We start from the raw sequence: 15357 nt of genomic DNA on the forward strand, positions 1-15357 counted from the left end.
CTGTCTGTACTTGCTTTTGAAGTTCTTTCTTCTGCTTCTCCAAAAGAAGCACTTTCTGCTCGAGCTCTAACAGTTTTTGATCCTTTGATTTAGGCATCTTTAAAGTGGATTTGTTCACCCAATCAAAGTTACCATATTTCCTTAACCAGCCTGTCACTGTAGAATGAGACTGAATTCCATACTTGCGCGCGGCGGCTTTTATTCCCAATTCCCCACGCTCTATCTCTGAAACAACCGATAGTTTAAAAGCATAACTGTAATCTCGTTGGGTTCGCTTAACATACTTACTCTCTTGTTCTTCTTTCATAACATTACATTTTGTGTAACGCTATTTCAGGACGGGACACATGTCCATAAAAAAAAAGGCCCAGGGTTTCTCTGGGCCTTTTTATTGTTTGTGCTGTGGTAATTTCTTACTGAGCGGGAACGTTTGAATACTTTCTGAGCAGCATTGCTTTTATACCCACATAGAGCAGACCTGCCCCTACTATCATCCCTATACCTAGGTAAGAACTTGGGGTAGATTTTGGATAGATAAAGAATACAAAATTGACTCCAAGCTGAAGAGCGGCATAAGCTATCGCAATATTCACATGGGAATTTTTACCTTGATTGGCCAGTATTTGGTACAGATGAGAGCGGTGGGGTTCAGATATTTTCTCTCCCTTCCGCAGTCGGTCTGCCATGGTAAGAACGGCATCAGCACCATATACCAGCAGAAATAATACGACGGTCCAAGACCCTGAGGTCAGATACCATTGTATCAGTATGTAGATCATTAAATAAGCGAGTGAGATACTTCCTATATCGCCAGCAAACATCAGTGCTTTCTTGCGGAGGTTGAAGAGCAGAAAAACGCAAATCGCTAAGATCTCATAGCGCAGCAAATACTGATCAAATACCCCTGTGTAAATATTCACTGCAAGCATAGATCCCAGGAACACCAATCCATACAGACCTGTGATTCCATTGATTCCATCCATGAAATTGATGGCATTGATGATTCCCAATGAAATAAAATACAGGACAGGCAGGGCCAGCCAATTCACATGTAAGAAGACATCCAAATCGTAAAACGCCATGGTTAGGGCGATGAACTGAATGATGAAGCGTATTTTACTAGATATAGTGTATATATCATCTAAGAGGCTAATCGCTGCAATCCAAATAATCCCCAGAACCATCCAGGTATGATGGAAATCAAACGCCATCCACCAAAAGATCACGGCAAGAGGAAATAAAATACCTCCTCCCCTTACGGTAGAGTGGATATGAGAGCTGCGATGATTAGGCTTGTCAATGATGTTAAACCTCAATGCAAGCCTGTGGTAAATTAAGGCTATTAGCAGCAGAGATAAAAAAACAATAAAATAATTAAGGAACATAAAATTCTAACTTGAGGGCTGTTGCTTTAGATCACCTGATAAGCACAAAAGTACCAGCTTTTTGAACTTCCTCACCTGATTTTGATCTAAATATTCCTTTGTATACATAGTTCCCGTTTGGAGCCGCTTTTCCATTAACAGTTCCATCCCATCCTAATGTCTCAAGTTGTTCAGTTTGGAAGATGAGCTCACCCCAGGTACTGAAAATATAGAATTCCATTTTGACAATCCCTCTATAAACAGGCTTGAAGTATATGTTTTTCGCTCCTGTAGGGGTAAATGCATTCGGAACAATCACCAAGTAATCATCGAATGCCTGAATCACCTTTTGAACTTCCGCTACGCAGCCAAACTGATCAATGGTAGTTAAGGTAATCGTATAAGTTCCTTTAGACTGGTATTGATGCGTAGGATTTTGCTCTGCGCTGCTTGAGCCATCACCGAAATCCCAATTCCATAAGATCACTTTGCCTTCTGATAGGTCTTCAAACACCACATCCTCCTGTATTTGAACTTCTCCATTTGACACTAAAATACCACCACCTAGATCGGCTTCGTATTCAAAATCAGGAACCAGTAATTCGTCTGATATGATCACGCGAATTCTCTGTAAAGGAGACCAACAGCTAGTACCCTTGAAACTTGTTTGAACGATGTAATCTCCAGTTTGATCTACCTCGTCAATATCTTCAATTCGTAGCGCCTTTCCAGAAGGACCTACTACCAGGTAATCGTAATTCGCATTGTTAAATCCTTCTATGTATTTCCGTAGATCTACTGTCTCATCAGGATCACAGACAATGGAAGGGTTCGATACTCTTAAGTTCGGAATACCATTTACAGTAACTTTGACAGGTAATAAAGGAGGCGAACAAATACCTGCTCCTATCACCGTCACATAATAAGTATATGCATTAGTGTTGGCTAATAAGCCAGCAATGCTCAATTCACCGGAAGGGGTAATCTGATAACTCACTCCGTTGTTGGAAGCGCCATTGGTAATCGCTTGATTTCCTGCAGAATCAAAGAACCAGACAAATTCCGGAGATCCAGCTACCTGAGTTGTGGATGGCACAAGAGTAGCCACTTCGCCTTCACAAATCACCTTATCATCTGCCAGTATAGGAGTATCCTGAGAGACTAATTCTATTGCATCGCTAGAGACAAGGCAGGATCCATCGGAAACCTCAACGGTATAAGTACCTTCAGGCAAGTCAACAAATACTACTGGAGAAGAGGCGTTTTGAGTGGCAATGACTTGATTTTGCTTTTTCAAAGTCACTGTATATCCACTGGTATATCCACCAGAGAAGTCTACCGTAATAGTACCTGAGGCAGTATTACAAGTAGGATCTGCAGGAGTGACAGCATCAATAGCTAAAGCTGAATCTGGTCCTAGAACTTCTATGCCATCGAGTTGGGAAATACAACCAGCACTTTCTACAAAGGCTGAATAGGTTCCCGGTATCACTTCAAAAGAATTGCTTGACTGGTAATTCACTCCATCTATACTATAGGTATAGGTACCATTGCCCAAGGTGGCGGAAAGGGTGATTGTACCCTTATCTCCAAAGCAAACTTCGTCTTGTACCTGAGGAGTAATCAGTGGCTTGTTGACCATGACTAATTCAGGAGAAGCGAGGAACCCTTCGCAAATACCGGTACCTACTACTTCCACATAGTAATTTACTGGCGTGTCAGCAGGAGTGGCACCTGCTATAGTCAGCACTCCCTGAGCTGAAATCTGGTAAATTTTACCGTCAGCAGCAGGACTTGGTGAGGAGATAATTTCTGTTGATTTATTGCTATCGAAATACCATTTAAATACACCTGCTGAATTGAAAGGTGCCATGGAAGGAGTAAGGACTGCTATTTCACCTTCGCAAATAGTCACATCCTCTACATCTACTCGCGTAGGTCCAAATGTAAGTGTCACCACCTGAGAGGAGATAATACAACCTCTGTTATCAGTGACTTCAACATCAAAATTACCTTCTAATAGATTTTCGAATTTAAACAGGCCATCTGAGGATGTTTGGGTACCCACAACAGTACTTCCTTCAGACAGGGTAATCGTATAAGGAAGCCATCCTCCTATAACTTTTCCAGATACTATCCCCGTAGGTGATCCACAACTTGGATCAATAGGGACAATTTTCTCGAATGCTAACCCAGCATTAGGGCTCAATACTTCTATGGAGTAGAGTTCAGATGGACAGCCCACGCCATTTTGCTCCACCAAAACTGTATAGAGTCCCGGAGCAAATAATGTAGCTTCTAAAGCAGCTTGATCTATAGGCGATCCGCCATTGACGGAATAGGTAAAGTTTGGATCTGCGCCGGTAGCTAATGAGATTCTTCCATCTGTGGCATCTATACAACTAATAGAAAGTACATCAAAGGTCACTACAGGTGTAGGGTAAACGGTGATATCTACTGACAATTCCGCGCCCGTACACACTACATAGAAATAGTAGGTGTATACACCCTCTTCTAAGCCTGAAATGGTAATCTTAGGATTAAGCCAGTCGGCGTCATCTATCAGGTAAGTAACATCAGAGTTGAGCGGATCAGGACCTGTAGCTATCTGATCTACTTGGCCTGAATTCTTATACCATCGGACTTCAGTTGGTGCTGCAGGTGGTAGGGAAGGATTTGGAGCTAAGTGAATCGGTGATATGGTCACATCATCTCCTTCACAACTTTCTTGAGGCTGGGTAAGCTGATAAACTGGATCCGAAGATTCTTCAACCACAAAATCAAAAACCTCAGTACAACCATTTAAGTCTGTTACAAGTAGGAAATAGGTGTCTGGAAATAAATCTGCTGTGCCTGTGATATCTCCAGGAACTATAGTCCCTGTAGCAGATCCCTTTCTCCATTCTACTTGGTATGTGCCCCAGCCTCCAGAAATCACAAGATTCTGGATTATACCATTTGGCAAACCACAATTTGCTCTAAGTATATCTGGGGTATTAATTGCGATTGGCCCTGCAGGTCCTTCAATAGTGGCAGTTTCAATAATTGAACAACCATTTGTACTTCTTATTTCCACAGAATAATCCCCTGGGCTAAGGTTTTCAAACAGATTTGTGCTCACAAATGGACCTCCATTGAGGCTGTACTCATAGGTACCATTAGCACCTGTTGCGTCTACTGTGATAGACCCATCCGAAACTTCAAAACATGTTTCATTTGTGAGGGAAAGTATAGCTTCCAATTCCGGAAAAACTGTGACGGTAGCTTCAAATATGTAATCAGGACATAATTGAGGCCCTTCTACTCTATAGTAATAAGCAAAAGCTCCTTCTGTCAAGCCAGAGATAGTCAGGCTGAAATCGGTCGTATTTATCTGGTAAGTCAACCCATCAGCATCTGGAGTTGTGCTGGTTGTAACTGGTACAGTGGCAGCTGCGTCCTTGAACCAAGTAACAGTGTAGGCTCCCGGAGTGGTAATCTGAGGAGTCAAAGTAGCATCCGTGCCGAAGCAGATTTCCGCATCAATATCCACTGTGGACAAGGGATCCAAGTCATCATTTACCAGGCTAAGTGTAGGTGATGTAGTCTGACACAGCAATCCGTCATTTACTACAATACTATAGTCACCTGGTACTAAATCTTCAATCAGGTAAGTATTACCTGAAATTGTATTGGTGTAGTCTGAAAGAGGATTTCCGTTTACTTCAACTTCGTAAGCGGGAGTACCTCCATTTATTGTAAATGTGATTGTTCCGTTAGGATCAGAACAACTTGGGTTAGTGAAATCCAAGGCAAGAATTTCCAATAAATCCGGTTGGGTGATTTCTACGTTGTCAATGATCGTTTCGCAGAAAGTAACCTTGTTAATTACTCTTATTTGGTAAATGCCGGCAGGCAAGGCTGTGAAGCTAGGGCTATCCTGAAGTGCTCTTACACCAACAATCTCATAGGAAAAAGAGGTTGGGTCCACTCCTGCATCCATTACAACTTCCAATTCTCCTGAATTATCTTCAAAGCAATCGAGGTTTTTGGTCAAAACCTCCTTCACCGGTGGATATTCAGATACAGAAACTGTAGCGGTCAAATCCGGGACGCTACAGGTATTTTCTCCGGAAACGGAAAGTATGTAAGGAAATACTCCAGCGGATAAACCGGAAATACTTAATTGATCTGGTGTAGAAGCATCAGAATCATGATCTGAAAGCGTATAGGTCACTCCTGCTATGGTAGAACCATTGGTGATCACTGCTCCTGTTGGCGTTTTCCAAGTAAAGACGGGAGAGGAATTGCTGATATCTACAATAGTTGGCAATAAGTTTACTACCTGCCCTTCGCAGGCCACAGCATCAGAAACTTCGAAGACTGGAGCTGGAATATCATTTAATTGGAGAGGCTGAGAAGAAATTTCACAGCCATTTGCATCCTTAACAGTCAGGATATATTCCCCTATAGTCAGGTTGGTGAATGCAAATACTCCTGCATTTTGATTTAGGCTTGGGCTAGAAACTGCAGAACCATTTTTGGTGAGGCTCACCAAAGAGTAAGCTGGTGTGCCTCCTACAACTTCCCAGGTAGCATAAGCACTGGTAGCGACGCCACATGAGGTCCCATCTGAATCTATCAGACTAATAGCCAGAGGGGCAGTAGGTCCAGAGACAGCTCCCGTATCAGTTACCTGACAACGGGTTCCGCTACTTAGGTCAACGTTATAATTTCCCTGAGGCAAATCATTAAATAGTGCCGTTGTTCCTGAAACGGAGGTCGGGGTGTAGGATACAGAAGTAGCAGTATTAGTAATGGAAAAAACGTAAGAAGAGGGCCCATCGCCACCGACACCTTCCACGGAAATGCTTCCACCCTCTCCAAAACAGAGTTCATCCACCACTACTATAGAAGCAATCTGAAGAGGATTCTCTATAGGTAAAATGGTAAAAGGAATTACGTGTCGATAGAGCGGCAGACCATCAGATCCAGCTTGCCCGGATCGAAACTCATCTCCAAGTTGGAATATATAATCCCCTGCAGGAAGATCAGAGTAATTGATAGCACTTTGTCCAGTGGTTAAAAATGTCCAGTCTTCAATTATGGCACCCGTAGAAGAAAGTATTCTCCACTTTTCATTTCCAGGATTACCACCGGAATCGACTCCAGTCACGGCTACGCCATTAATACTTACTGTTATTTTGCCTAATTCCTGACAGGTTTCACGGATAGGTGTATTGTTGAAATCGGGATTTAAATCAGGTACAATGAGTAGTTTCACTGCTTGTGCAGAAGTACCTATACAACCAAAGGCCGTGGTAACTTCTACCGTATAATCACCAGCAGTGGTTGCAGTGTAGCTAGTACCACTTTGTGCTGGGATTTGAACTCCGTTTTTGAACCACTTGTATGTATCACCTGATTCTACTGGCTCTATATTAAATAGCACTTTGATGGCGGCAGTCTCTTGCTGCTCCCAAACCAGAGGATCAAGGGTGGTTAGAATAGGATCAGGCTGAGGATTGATGGTGATGGTAATTGGCTTAGCATCTGAAACCTGTCCAAAGTTGTCTGTAGCTGTGTAATAGATGGTAGTTACTCCAGAGTAACCTGGTTGAGGTGTAAACCTCACTTTAGGAACTTCTAGGCCGGCCTGTTGAACCAGCAAAACTTCGAATTGACCAGCTACCTCACCTGTTACATTATCGTAAGCAGTTCTGGACGTTCTTTCTGGACGGCAAAGAAGATCGACGCAATTTCCAGTTGGGCAGTAAGAAGAAGGAGCTGCTAAGGGAGGAGTTGGGAAAGGGATACTGATCGCATCAGCGGCAACTACTGCTTCTGCCTCTGCTACGGTATAATATAATTGAAGACATCTAATGAAGGCATTGGTGACGTCATTTCGTAATTCCACATCTAGGTCAAAGGTATTTGTTTCTCCCTCACAGACTTCTTCATCTAATTCACCTACCAATGGTTTTTCCAATTTATCTTCACTGGAAACCTGGACGGTCACATTTCTGATTTCGTGGAAATTCGTTTGAAGTCCGGTGGAAGCTGCAAATCCAACTTTTAGTAATTCTGGTGCTGCGTAAGGATAATTGATAGGACCGTTGAATACATTGACCATCTTAACAACCCCTCCTACATTAATAAGCATCAGGATCTCTATGGTATACCCTTGTGTAGGATCATTGACATCTACTGGCGTTAGATCAAGGAAAACTTTTCTAAAGCCTTCATCTGGACATGATGCAGAGAATGCATCGGTATCTATTTCAAATTTCTCAGAGTGCAGATACGAGGCGACAGAAACAGGAGGATTGGTAGCGGCGATTCCAGTGCTAGCTGGGTCAAAGATCCGTCCGTCAATAAATTTGTAAGAATCAAATCTAGGAAGCCCCACTGTACCTGCAATAAACTTATTGGAATTTACTCTATCCCAATCTCGAAAAGGCGTGGCTGGTGCTGAAGGAGGAGGCCCATCTACAGGACCTCTTACCACTACTGAATGGGGAAATAAGGGGGTATTGCTAAGTGCGTCTAGGTTAGTAGGATCTTCAAAGCCTCCATATTTCCCTGTTCTGGAATTTCCGAAATTACCCAATTCATCAAATCCAATTCCCAGGTATGCTCCTTTTAGGCCAGGGCTAATTAAGATCGCCTCATTGGCAGTGGCACGAACAGAAGTATAGCCTAAGGCACCCCCGGTACCTCCAATAGAAAAATCAGCAACTGGAATGGAACCATCAAACATAAAGAAACTTACCCCATCGGCACCTGATCCCCCATAATTGGAAAACTCGAAGGAGACTTTAAGACCGAATAAAGAGGAGAATGGGATATCAACGAACATGTATCCACTTTCGTCATTAGATACTCCAGTAAGCTGTAGGGAATTACCGGTAAGGCGAACGTCAGCAGCAGCATTACCTCCAAATTCAATATTCTCTCTAAGATCAGTACCGATAAAAGTCTCACAAAAAGGAAATCCTGTTCGAATAGGGATCTCTATATCAGCCAGTGTACGTGCATTGCCAGCTCCTGGAATAGTATCTGAAGAAACCAGCGACAAGGCTTCAAGCCTGTCTGAGAGTTGGCTTAGCCTATCATCATTATTTCTAAATGGTGAGATAGCGAAAATTGCTCCCAAACTGGAAAGCATTATTAGCAAAAAAATCAAAAGTCTTGAGTACGAATTTTTGCTCATAAGTGATTCTTGTGGTATTAGTTAAATACCTGCAGTATTGATGGGTAATCAATCTACTGTTCAATAATTCAATTTAGGTCAAAAATAGAACCAGTTTGCCATGAAACCTGAAAATATCTCTTATAATTTACACTCATTCCATATTTCTGGCCTCACAAAAGATCCATTCCATTTGAGTTGGTCTTTTCTCTGCAAGAATATTATTTTGATCCGAAATAGGTAATTTCTTGATATCAGGATTTGAAGTCATCCTGTAACGAAACAAATCATCTATGCTTGTTATTAGTTGCACAGAATGAGTGAGTTCAAAGCGCTTCTGCAACATATCCGAAACACCTGGACAAATGAAATCATGCAGTTCCACGATAATATCGGAATTACTCAAATGGGAAATCACTTCATCTGAGAAAAGAATAGACTCATATGCTTCACAGTCCGAGAATATCAAGTGTCTTTGCGATGGGTCCATCCCTAAAAGAAAACCGGGGGTAATTTCCTCTATCACCTGAAACGTATCAGTTCTTGTAAATCCGTTGGCATGAGCCATGATTTTGGTTTTTTCTCGGGCCTCAGGATTAATATCAGCAGCATATACTATGGAGTCTGGGAATCTCTTGGCAAGCCCTACTGCATAATAACCTTCGGCACAGCCTATGTCCAGAATAGAGTAATATTTTTTATGAAACACCTTGTTGAGAACCTCGTGTAGCTCTGCTTCATAGCATCCCAATAATTTAGGGAACAAGGTGGAATGTAAAGAGCTTAGGAAGGGATATTTTAATCCTTTAAAGGGACCTGACTGTACGGTATCTGAAATCAAATACCTGAATTTTTCAAAAAACTTTATATCATTTTCAGCTTTTTCTTTTTGCTTTTTCTTAAGATATATATCAGCATTCAGTTCAGCAATAGGCTTATAAAGATTCCAAATCCAATTGGGACTCATTATTGTAGTAAGGAAATTTCTAAGAAAATTTTTAATGGTATTTTTCATAGAATAGAATATAGATCAAAAAATCATTAACTACAATTGGCATTATTTGTAAGAAAAAAAATGGAAACAAATAATCATTACTTAGATTTGCGGACGTAAAATTCAATTTAATTCACAGAATGAAGACAATTTTGATAACCGGTGGAACCGGATTTTTGGGCAGAAACCTAGCTTTAAAGCTTAAAAATGAGTACCGAATTATTTTAACCGGTAGAAACAACAAACAAAATCTTTTTGCTTCAAAGTATACAGGATGCCAGGTAGCACCGCTGGATATCAGTAACATAGAATCTGTAAGAGATGTATTCGTCGAGTTCAAACCCGATGTGGTGATACATGCTGCAGCCACTAAGTTTGTGGATTTGGCAGAGAAATATCCTATGGAGTGCGTGGATGTGAATATTCTAGGTTCACAAAACGTAGCTAGAGTTGCCGTAGAAAGAGAGATCCCTGTAGTCATTGGTATCTCCACTGATAAGGCTGCTCCTCCAGTAAGGAACATTTACGGAATGTCTAAGAGTGTGATGGAGCGTATTTTCTGTGCAATGGACGGGAAATCATCTACTAAATTCACAGCAGTACGATACGGAAACGTAGCTTGGTCTACAGGTTCTGTGTTGACTATCTGGAAAAAAATGTTGGAAGAAACCGGCATGATAGGCACAACTGGTCCAGAGATGAGAAGATTCTTCTTTTCTGTAGATGAGGCTGTGAATCTTGTTATTACAGCGATGGACAACATTGATATAGCAAAAGGGAAAGTCCTTTCCCGATATATGAAAGCTGCTCAAATGCAGGACATTCTTCAAACTTGGATTGAGGAAAAAGGTGGTAAATGGGAGAAGATAGAAGGAAGACCAGGAGAAAGAGACGATGAGTTCCTAATTGGTGACCTAGAGTTAGCCTATACTGAAGAATTAGAATTTGATGGCATTAAGCATTACCTTATTTCCTTCAATGACAAAGTAGAGAATCCTGTATCATTTGGACTTTCGTCTGCAAATACGGATAAACTGACTCGTGAGGAGATTTTGGCTATCATCAACAATCCACCTATTGAGGAGCAATAAACCATGAATAAGATTAATCACGCATTAATCATGGCTGCGGGTAGAGGTACCAGAATGGCACCTCTTACCAACATCATCCCAAAGCCTATGGCTCCGTTATGGGGTTCTACCCTGATTGCTAATGGGATCAAAAAACTAGTTCCACATGTACCAAACCTTCATATAACTGTAGGTTATAAAGGAGCGGAACTTGCCAAACACGTTATTGAATTAGGGGTTCACTCTGTATTCAATACGGAAGGCAAAGGCAATTCCTGGTGGATATTCAACACCCTGTTAGCTAGCATCAATGAGCCTGTCTTGGTATTGACCTCAGACAACGTGACTGATCTTAAAATTGATTTAATTTTAGAAGAATATAAAAGACTTGGGAGTCCTGCCTGTATGGTAGTTCCCGTTCTGCCAGTGAATGGACTTGTGGGAGATTTTATCCACCATCAAGAAAATTGTGTAATCAAACTGGATAGAAATGATCCTGCAGAATCGTATTGCTCAGGGATTCAAATTTTGAACCCTTATAAAATAAACCAAATGATGTCCTCAGTGGAGGATTTCGGAGAAGTATGGGAAAACTTAATTCAGAAGAATGAATTATTTTGTTCTTCAATTTTCCCTGACAAATGGTTTACTATAGACACTATAGAGCAATTGACTCAAATGAATAGTCAACAATCCTGATTACTATCACCTAGAATACTACATGCAAAATAAGTCTATAAAAATCCTTGGCATAGCTGCGTTTTACCATGATTCTGCAGCAGCCATTTGCGAAAATGGAAAAATCATTGCTGCAGCCCAGGAAGAACGCTTCACCAGAGATAAACACACTCCTGATTTTCCTGTAAATGCAATTAAATATTGCTTAGAGGAGGCAGGTTTTTCTATTGATGAACTAGATGCTGTAGTATTTTACGATAAGCCACTTTTAAAATTCGAGAGGCTTCTTGAGACTTATTATAAGTTTTCACCAAAGGGCTTTGTTTCTTTCGCTAAGGCTATGCCTGTGTGGTTGAACGAAAAGATGTTCTTGAAAAAATTGATTCGAGAAGGTCTAGCTGAGGTAGAGGATTATAAGTCAAAGGACTTGAACATGCTTTTCCCAGAGCATCACTTATCTCACGCGGCTAGTGCGTATTACCCATCTCCTTTTGAAGATGCGGCTATCTTGACTATCGATGGTGTAGGTGAATGGAGTACAGCTATAATAGGACATGGAAAGGGTGCTTCGATTGAAGTGCTGAGAGAGTTGAACTTCCCTCATTCTGTAGGTCTGCTTTACAGTGCATTTACCTATTTCTTAGGTTTCACTGTAAACTCCGGAGAATATAAGTTGATGGGTTTGGCTCCTTACGGGAATCCTGAATCTGAAGAAACTGCCCGATTCGAAAAACTAATCAAGGAAAATCTAATCGAAATATACCCGGATGGTTCTATTTGGTTAGATCAAAGTTACTTCAACTATGCCACTGGCCTGAGAATGGTTCATGACAATAAGTGGAAGGAACTGTTTGGAATTGAGCGTAGAGGTGAGGAAGGTGAATTGGAACAAATTCACTGTAACCTAGCCTTGGCTATCCAACGAGTAACTGAAGATATTGTCCTAAAGATGGCAATGGAAGCCAAAAGACTTACCAATTCGGAGAATTTGGTGATGGCTGGTGGTGTTGCGCTTAACTGTGTGGCAAATGGAAAACTTCAAAAATCCGGAATTTTCAAAAACATCTATATACAGCCCGCAGCGGGTGATGCAGGTGGAGCTTTAGGAGCTGCATTGGCAGCAAATTATATCTCCTTTGGACAGGAAAGGTTGAAGGCAGATCAGCCAGACTCCATGTTTGGTTCCTACTTAGGTCCATCCTATTCAAGTAAGGAAATAGAGTTGATGAGCCGCAAGGTGAAAGGCAACTACACGAAGTACGAGGATCTTGCAAACATGTATCCTGTGGTAGCTAAGGAGCTATCTGAGGGCAAGGTAGTGGGTTGGTTTCAAGGTAGAATGGAGTTTGGACCTAGAGCCCTTGGAAATAGAAGTATTTTGGGAGACGCAAGAAACCCTGAGATGCAAAAGAAGCTGAATCTTAAAATCAAATATAGAGAAGGCTTTAGGCCTTTTGCTCCTTCTGTGCTTGCAGAAGAAGTGTCCACTTATTTTGACTTAGATGAGCCTTCTCCTTATATGCTACTTGTAGCACCAGTGAAAGAATCCAGGAGAAAAGAACTTCCTGCTGACTACAACAGCATGGGGCTTTGGGAGAGACTGTACAAGGAGCGTAGTGATATACAATCAGTAACCCACTTGGATTTCTCTGCAAGAATCCAAACGGTACATGAGAACACCAATCCTAGGTACTATCATTTAATCAAGGAATTCCAACGTCAGACTTCTTATGGGCTTGTAGTCAATACAAGTTTCAATGTGAGAGGTGAGCCTATAGTTTGTACACCGCATGATGCTTACCGTTGCTTTATGAGTACGGAAATGGATGTGTTGGTGATCAATGAGTATGTGTTTTTCAAGCAGGATCAGCCTGATTGGGAAAATAAGGATAAGTGGATGGTAGAGTTTAAAAAGGACTAAACATGGGCTTGATTTCCAAAAACGATATCAAATCTTTCTTTACGATCACGGTACCCATGATATTGATCATGTTGGTGGTGGTGGAAATTATCCTTTGGAAAGTAGCTCCAGTGGCAGATCCTTTTGCAAAGTATAAGAACTCGGCTCCCCTCAACAATCAGTTTATTGAATCTCAATTTTCAAAAAAAGTATCTTATACGTTTGAAATTGAGTCCGATTTACCTTTGATGGATTCCTCCACTACGTTCACTACAAATAACATGGGCTTTAGAGGAGACTCTTTGATTTCCCCGAAGCCTAGTGATGAATACAGGATCTTTTTGGTAGGCGGAAGTACTACAGAAAATCTATTTATTGACGATAAACTTGGTTTTGAGAGGCAGATTCAAGAGAAACTGCAGGCAGAGAATCCGAGCAAATCGATCAAGGTCTATAATGCTGGCAAATCGGGTGATGCCAGTCCAGATCACTTGGCTATGCTAGGTCAGCGATTGGTACATTTAAAGCCTGATTTGATTGTTCTTTTCCCAGGAATAAATGATTTGAACAGGCTAGCTGCAGGATATGATTATCTGCATTTCCCTGTGAAGTCAACAGAGGTAGAACGAAATTGGAAAGTGGATTTGAAGTTTTTCCTCAGCAATTTTCAGTTGGTTAGAAGATTAATCAATGTGATGAATCCTGAAGAGGAAAGTGCAAGGAAAGCTATCTTCCTGTCTACCAACTACAAGGACAAAGTAAAGGAAGTTCAGAGTTTGCCTCTGGAATCCTCCTTACCTGAGTTTGATATTTCCATTTACGAAAGAAATACTCAAAGTTTTATAGGAATATGTAAAAGTCAAAACATAGACTTATTACTTTTGACCCAGACATTTACCTGGGATAGTGAGGAGGAAAACAACCTTTCCAATTCCCACTGGATGGTAGGTATAGGTGATAAGAGATATCCAGAGGATGAGTTAGCAGGCAGATTGACTGAAATGAACCAGTCTATTATTGAACTTGCGGCAAAAGATTCGGTGAACTTATTAGATCTGGAGAGTTTAATTCCAAAAACCAATGCGTACTTCTACGATGATTGCCACTTTAATAAAGGTGGAGTTGCCTATAGTACTGATTTAATTTCTAAGACAATTCAACAAACATATTTTACTAATTAAGATGGATTTCCTAAAAGACATTTGGGCCTTTATGAGAGAAAGGAAGAAGTTCTGGCTAGCGCCGGTAATTTTCATTCTTTTATTGTTGGGCGTTCTAATCATTTTTGGTGGAGGTAGTGCACTAGCACCTTTTATCTACACCTTATTTTAATTCAATAGCTTAATGAAAGCATTAAAAAGTGATCCCAGCAAAACGGTTTTGGTGATTTGTACTGGGTTAATTTTAGTATACTTTATCTTCTCTTTAAAGTGGATACTATTCGTAGCATTTGGAATAGGTATCTTAAGTATTCTATCGGAGTGGATCAGTAAAAAGATCGAGTGGGTTTGGTTTCAGTTGACTAAGCTGTTGAGCATGATAGTACCTAATATCCTGCTTGGAGCTATTTTCTATTTGTTCCTTACTCCTATTGCCTTTTTGGCGAATATTTTCACAAAATCAGATCCTTTACTAATCAAAAGACCGGTGAGTACGGCGTATAAGGAAGTGAATAAGCAATTCAAAGCTGAGGATTTGAAGAATCCTTGGTAAGTTTTTGTGATTATCCGCAATGATGCCAGTTGCCTTAGATTCTTTGCTTATCTGGTCGGAAGACCGATGACCGAAGACCGAAGTGACCTCAATTATAAATTTGAACAAATTCTAGATTGCTTTTCCCTCTTTACTGGTAGAAAAGCGGATATACATATAAGTTTTTAATTAGCCGCGGTTTTCATTTTTACCGCAAAGCCACAGAGGGCACGAAGAATTCCGCAGAGGGGATTATTGTCGGAGTTTCTTGGCAGCGACAGTTTTATAGCTTAAACGATATAACTGAAGACAGAAAATGACCACGAAGTGGTCCTACCTTTCAATTACCCTCCCGCGCAAAATCATCTTCTGGAAATGTTGGCCTATACGGGAGGATGAGAACGAATTTTATTTTTACCGCTAGGAGTCGCGAAGGATGCGAAGAACACCGCAAAGGATTAAGGGGTCTTTTATGATTGAGTGAGATA

10 protein-coding genes are annotated in these 15357 nt (G+C 41.0%); 6 read left to right on the forward strand and 4 right to left on the reverse strand.

The window, feature by feature from the left end; genetic code table 11:
- The 4 genes from BM291_RS10450 to BM291_RS10465 all read right to left on the reverse strand — a co-directional run.
- A partial coding sequence (locus BM291_RS10450; protein WP_092897111.1) for a helix-turn-helix domain-containing protein occupies window positions 1–307 on the reverse strand: 307 nt, incomplete at its 3' end.
- A gap of 106 nt (window positions 308–413) precedes the next feature.
- A complete protein-coding gene (locus BM291_RS10455; RefSeq protein ID WP_175499680.1) occupies window positions 414–1316 on the reverse strand; it encodes an MraY family glycosyltransferase in 903 nt (300 codons plus the stop codon).
- A gap of 100 nt (window positions 1317–1416) precedes the next feature.
- Window positions 1417–8511 (reverse strand): PKD domain-containing protein, encoded by a 7095-nt coding sequence (locus tag BM291_RS22465; RefSeq protein WP_217647303.1) that lies wholly within the window; start codon window positions 8509–8511, stop codon window positions 1417–1419.
- A gap of 178 nt (window positions 8512–8689) precedes the next feature.
- Window positions 8690–9550 (reverse strand): class I SAM-dependent methyltransferase, encoded by an 861-nt coding sequence (locus tag BM291_RS10465; RefSeq protein WP_092897117.1) that lies wholly within the window; start codon window positions 9548–9550, stop codon window positions 8690–8692.
- Window positions 9551–9669: 119 nt separating this feature from the next.
- Between BM291_RS10465 and BM291_RS10470 the strand changes: the two genes are divergently transcribed.
- Genes BM291_RS10470 through BM291_RS10490 form a run of 6 tightly spaced genes read left to right on the forward strand, consistent with a single transcriptional unit; the run spans window position 9670 to window position 14890 of the window.
- The gene (locus tag BM291_RS10470; RefSeq protein ID WP_092897119.1) at window positions 9670–10620 is read left to right on the forward strand and encodes a polysaccharide biosynthesis protein; all 951 of its coding nucleotides are present in this window, start codon (window positions 9670–9672) and stop codon (window positions 10618–10620) included.
- A 3-nt stretch (window positions 10621–10623) separates the two neighbouring features.
- Window positions 10624–11298, forward strand: a complete 675-nt coding sequence (locus BM291_RS10475) for a nucleotidyltransferase family protein (RefSeq protein ID WP_092897121.1) — start codon at window positions 10624–10626, stop codon at window positions 11296–11298.
- Between the two features lie 22 nt (window positions 11299–11320).
- A complete protein-coding gene (locus tag BM291_RS10480) occupies window positions 11321–13198 on the forward strand; it encodes a carbamoyltransferase family protein (RefSeq protein WP_245786835.1) in 1878 nt (625 codons plus the stop codon).
- A 2-nt stretch (window positions 13199–13200) separates the two neighbouring features.
- Window positions 13201–14358 (forward strand): SGNH/GDSL hydrolase family protein, encoded by a 1158-nt coding sequence (locus BM291_RS10485; protein ID WP_092897123.1) that lies wholly within the window; start codon window positions 13201–13203, stop codon window positions 14356–14358.
- 1 nt (window position 14359) lies between these two features.
- Window positions 14360–14509 carry a DUF5989 family protein gene (locus BM291_RS22260; RefSeq protein WP_262481216.1) on the forward strand — a complete coding sequence of 50 codons (150 nt, stop codon included), beginning with the start codon at window positions 14360–14362 and terminating at the stop codon, window positions 14507–14509.
- Window positions 14510–14521: 12 nt separating this feature from the next.
- On the forward strand, window positions 14522–14890 hold the full coding sequence (locus tag BM291_RS10490; protein WP_092897125.1) for a hypothetical protein: 369 nt from the start codon (window positions 14522–14524) through the stop codon (window positions 14888–14890).
- Window positions 14891–15357: the final 467 nt, after the last annotated feature.

This window comes from Algoriphagus aquimarinus (genome assembly GCF_900112005.1).
GTDB classification, from domain to species: domain Bacteria; phylum Bacteroidota; class Bacteroidia; order Cytophagales; family Cyclobacteriaceae; genus Algoriphagus; species Algoriphagus aquimarinus.

Coding starts and splice junctions, on each gene's coding strand:
- BM291_RS10480 (WP_245786835.1), top strand. CDS start 11,321: ATGCAAAATAAGTCTATAAAAATCCTTGGCATAGCTGCGTTTTACCAT.
- BM291_RS10470 (WP_092897119.1), top strand. CDS start 9,670: ATGAAGACAATTTTGATAACCGGTGGAACCGGATTTTTGGGCAGAAAC.
- BM291_RS22260 (WP_262481216.1), top strand. CDS start 14,360: ATGGATTTCCTAAAAGACATTTGGGCCTTTATGAGAGAAAGGAAGAAG.
- BM291_RS10475 (WP_092897121.1), top strand. CDS start 10,624: ATGAATAAGATTAATCACGCATTAATCATGGCTGCGGGTAGAGGTACC.
- BM291_RS22465 (WP_217647303.1), bottom strand. CDS start 8,511: ATGCTTTCCAGTTTGGGAGCAATTTTCGCTATCTCACCATTTAGAAAT.
- BM291_RS10490 (WP_092897125.1), top strand. CDS start 14,522: ATGAAAGCATTAAAAAGTGATCCCAGCAAAACGGTTTTGGTGATTTGT.
- BM291_RS10465 (WP_092897117.1), bottom strand. CDS start 9,550: ATGAAAAATACCATTAAAAATTTTCTTAGAAATTTCCTTACTACAATA.
- BM291_RS10485 (WP_092897123.1), top strand. CDS start 13,201: ATGGGCTTGATTTCCAAAAACGATATCAAATCTTTCTTTACGATCACG.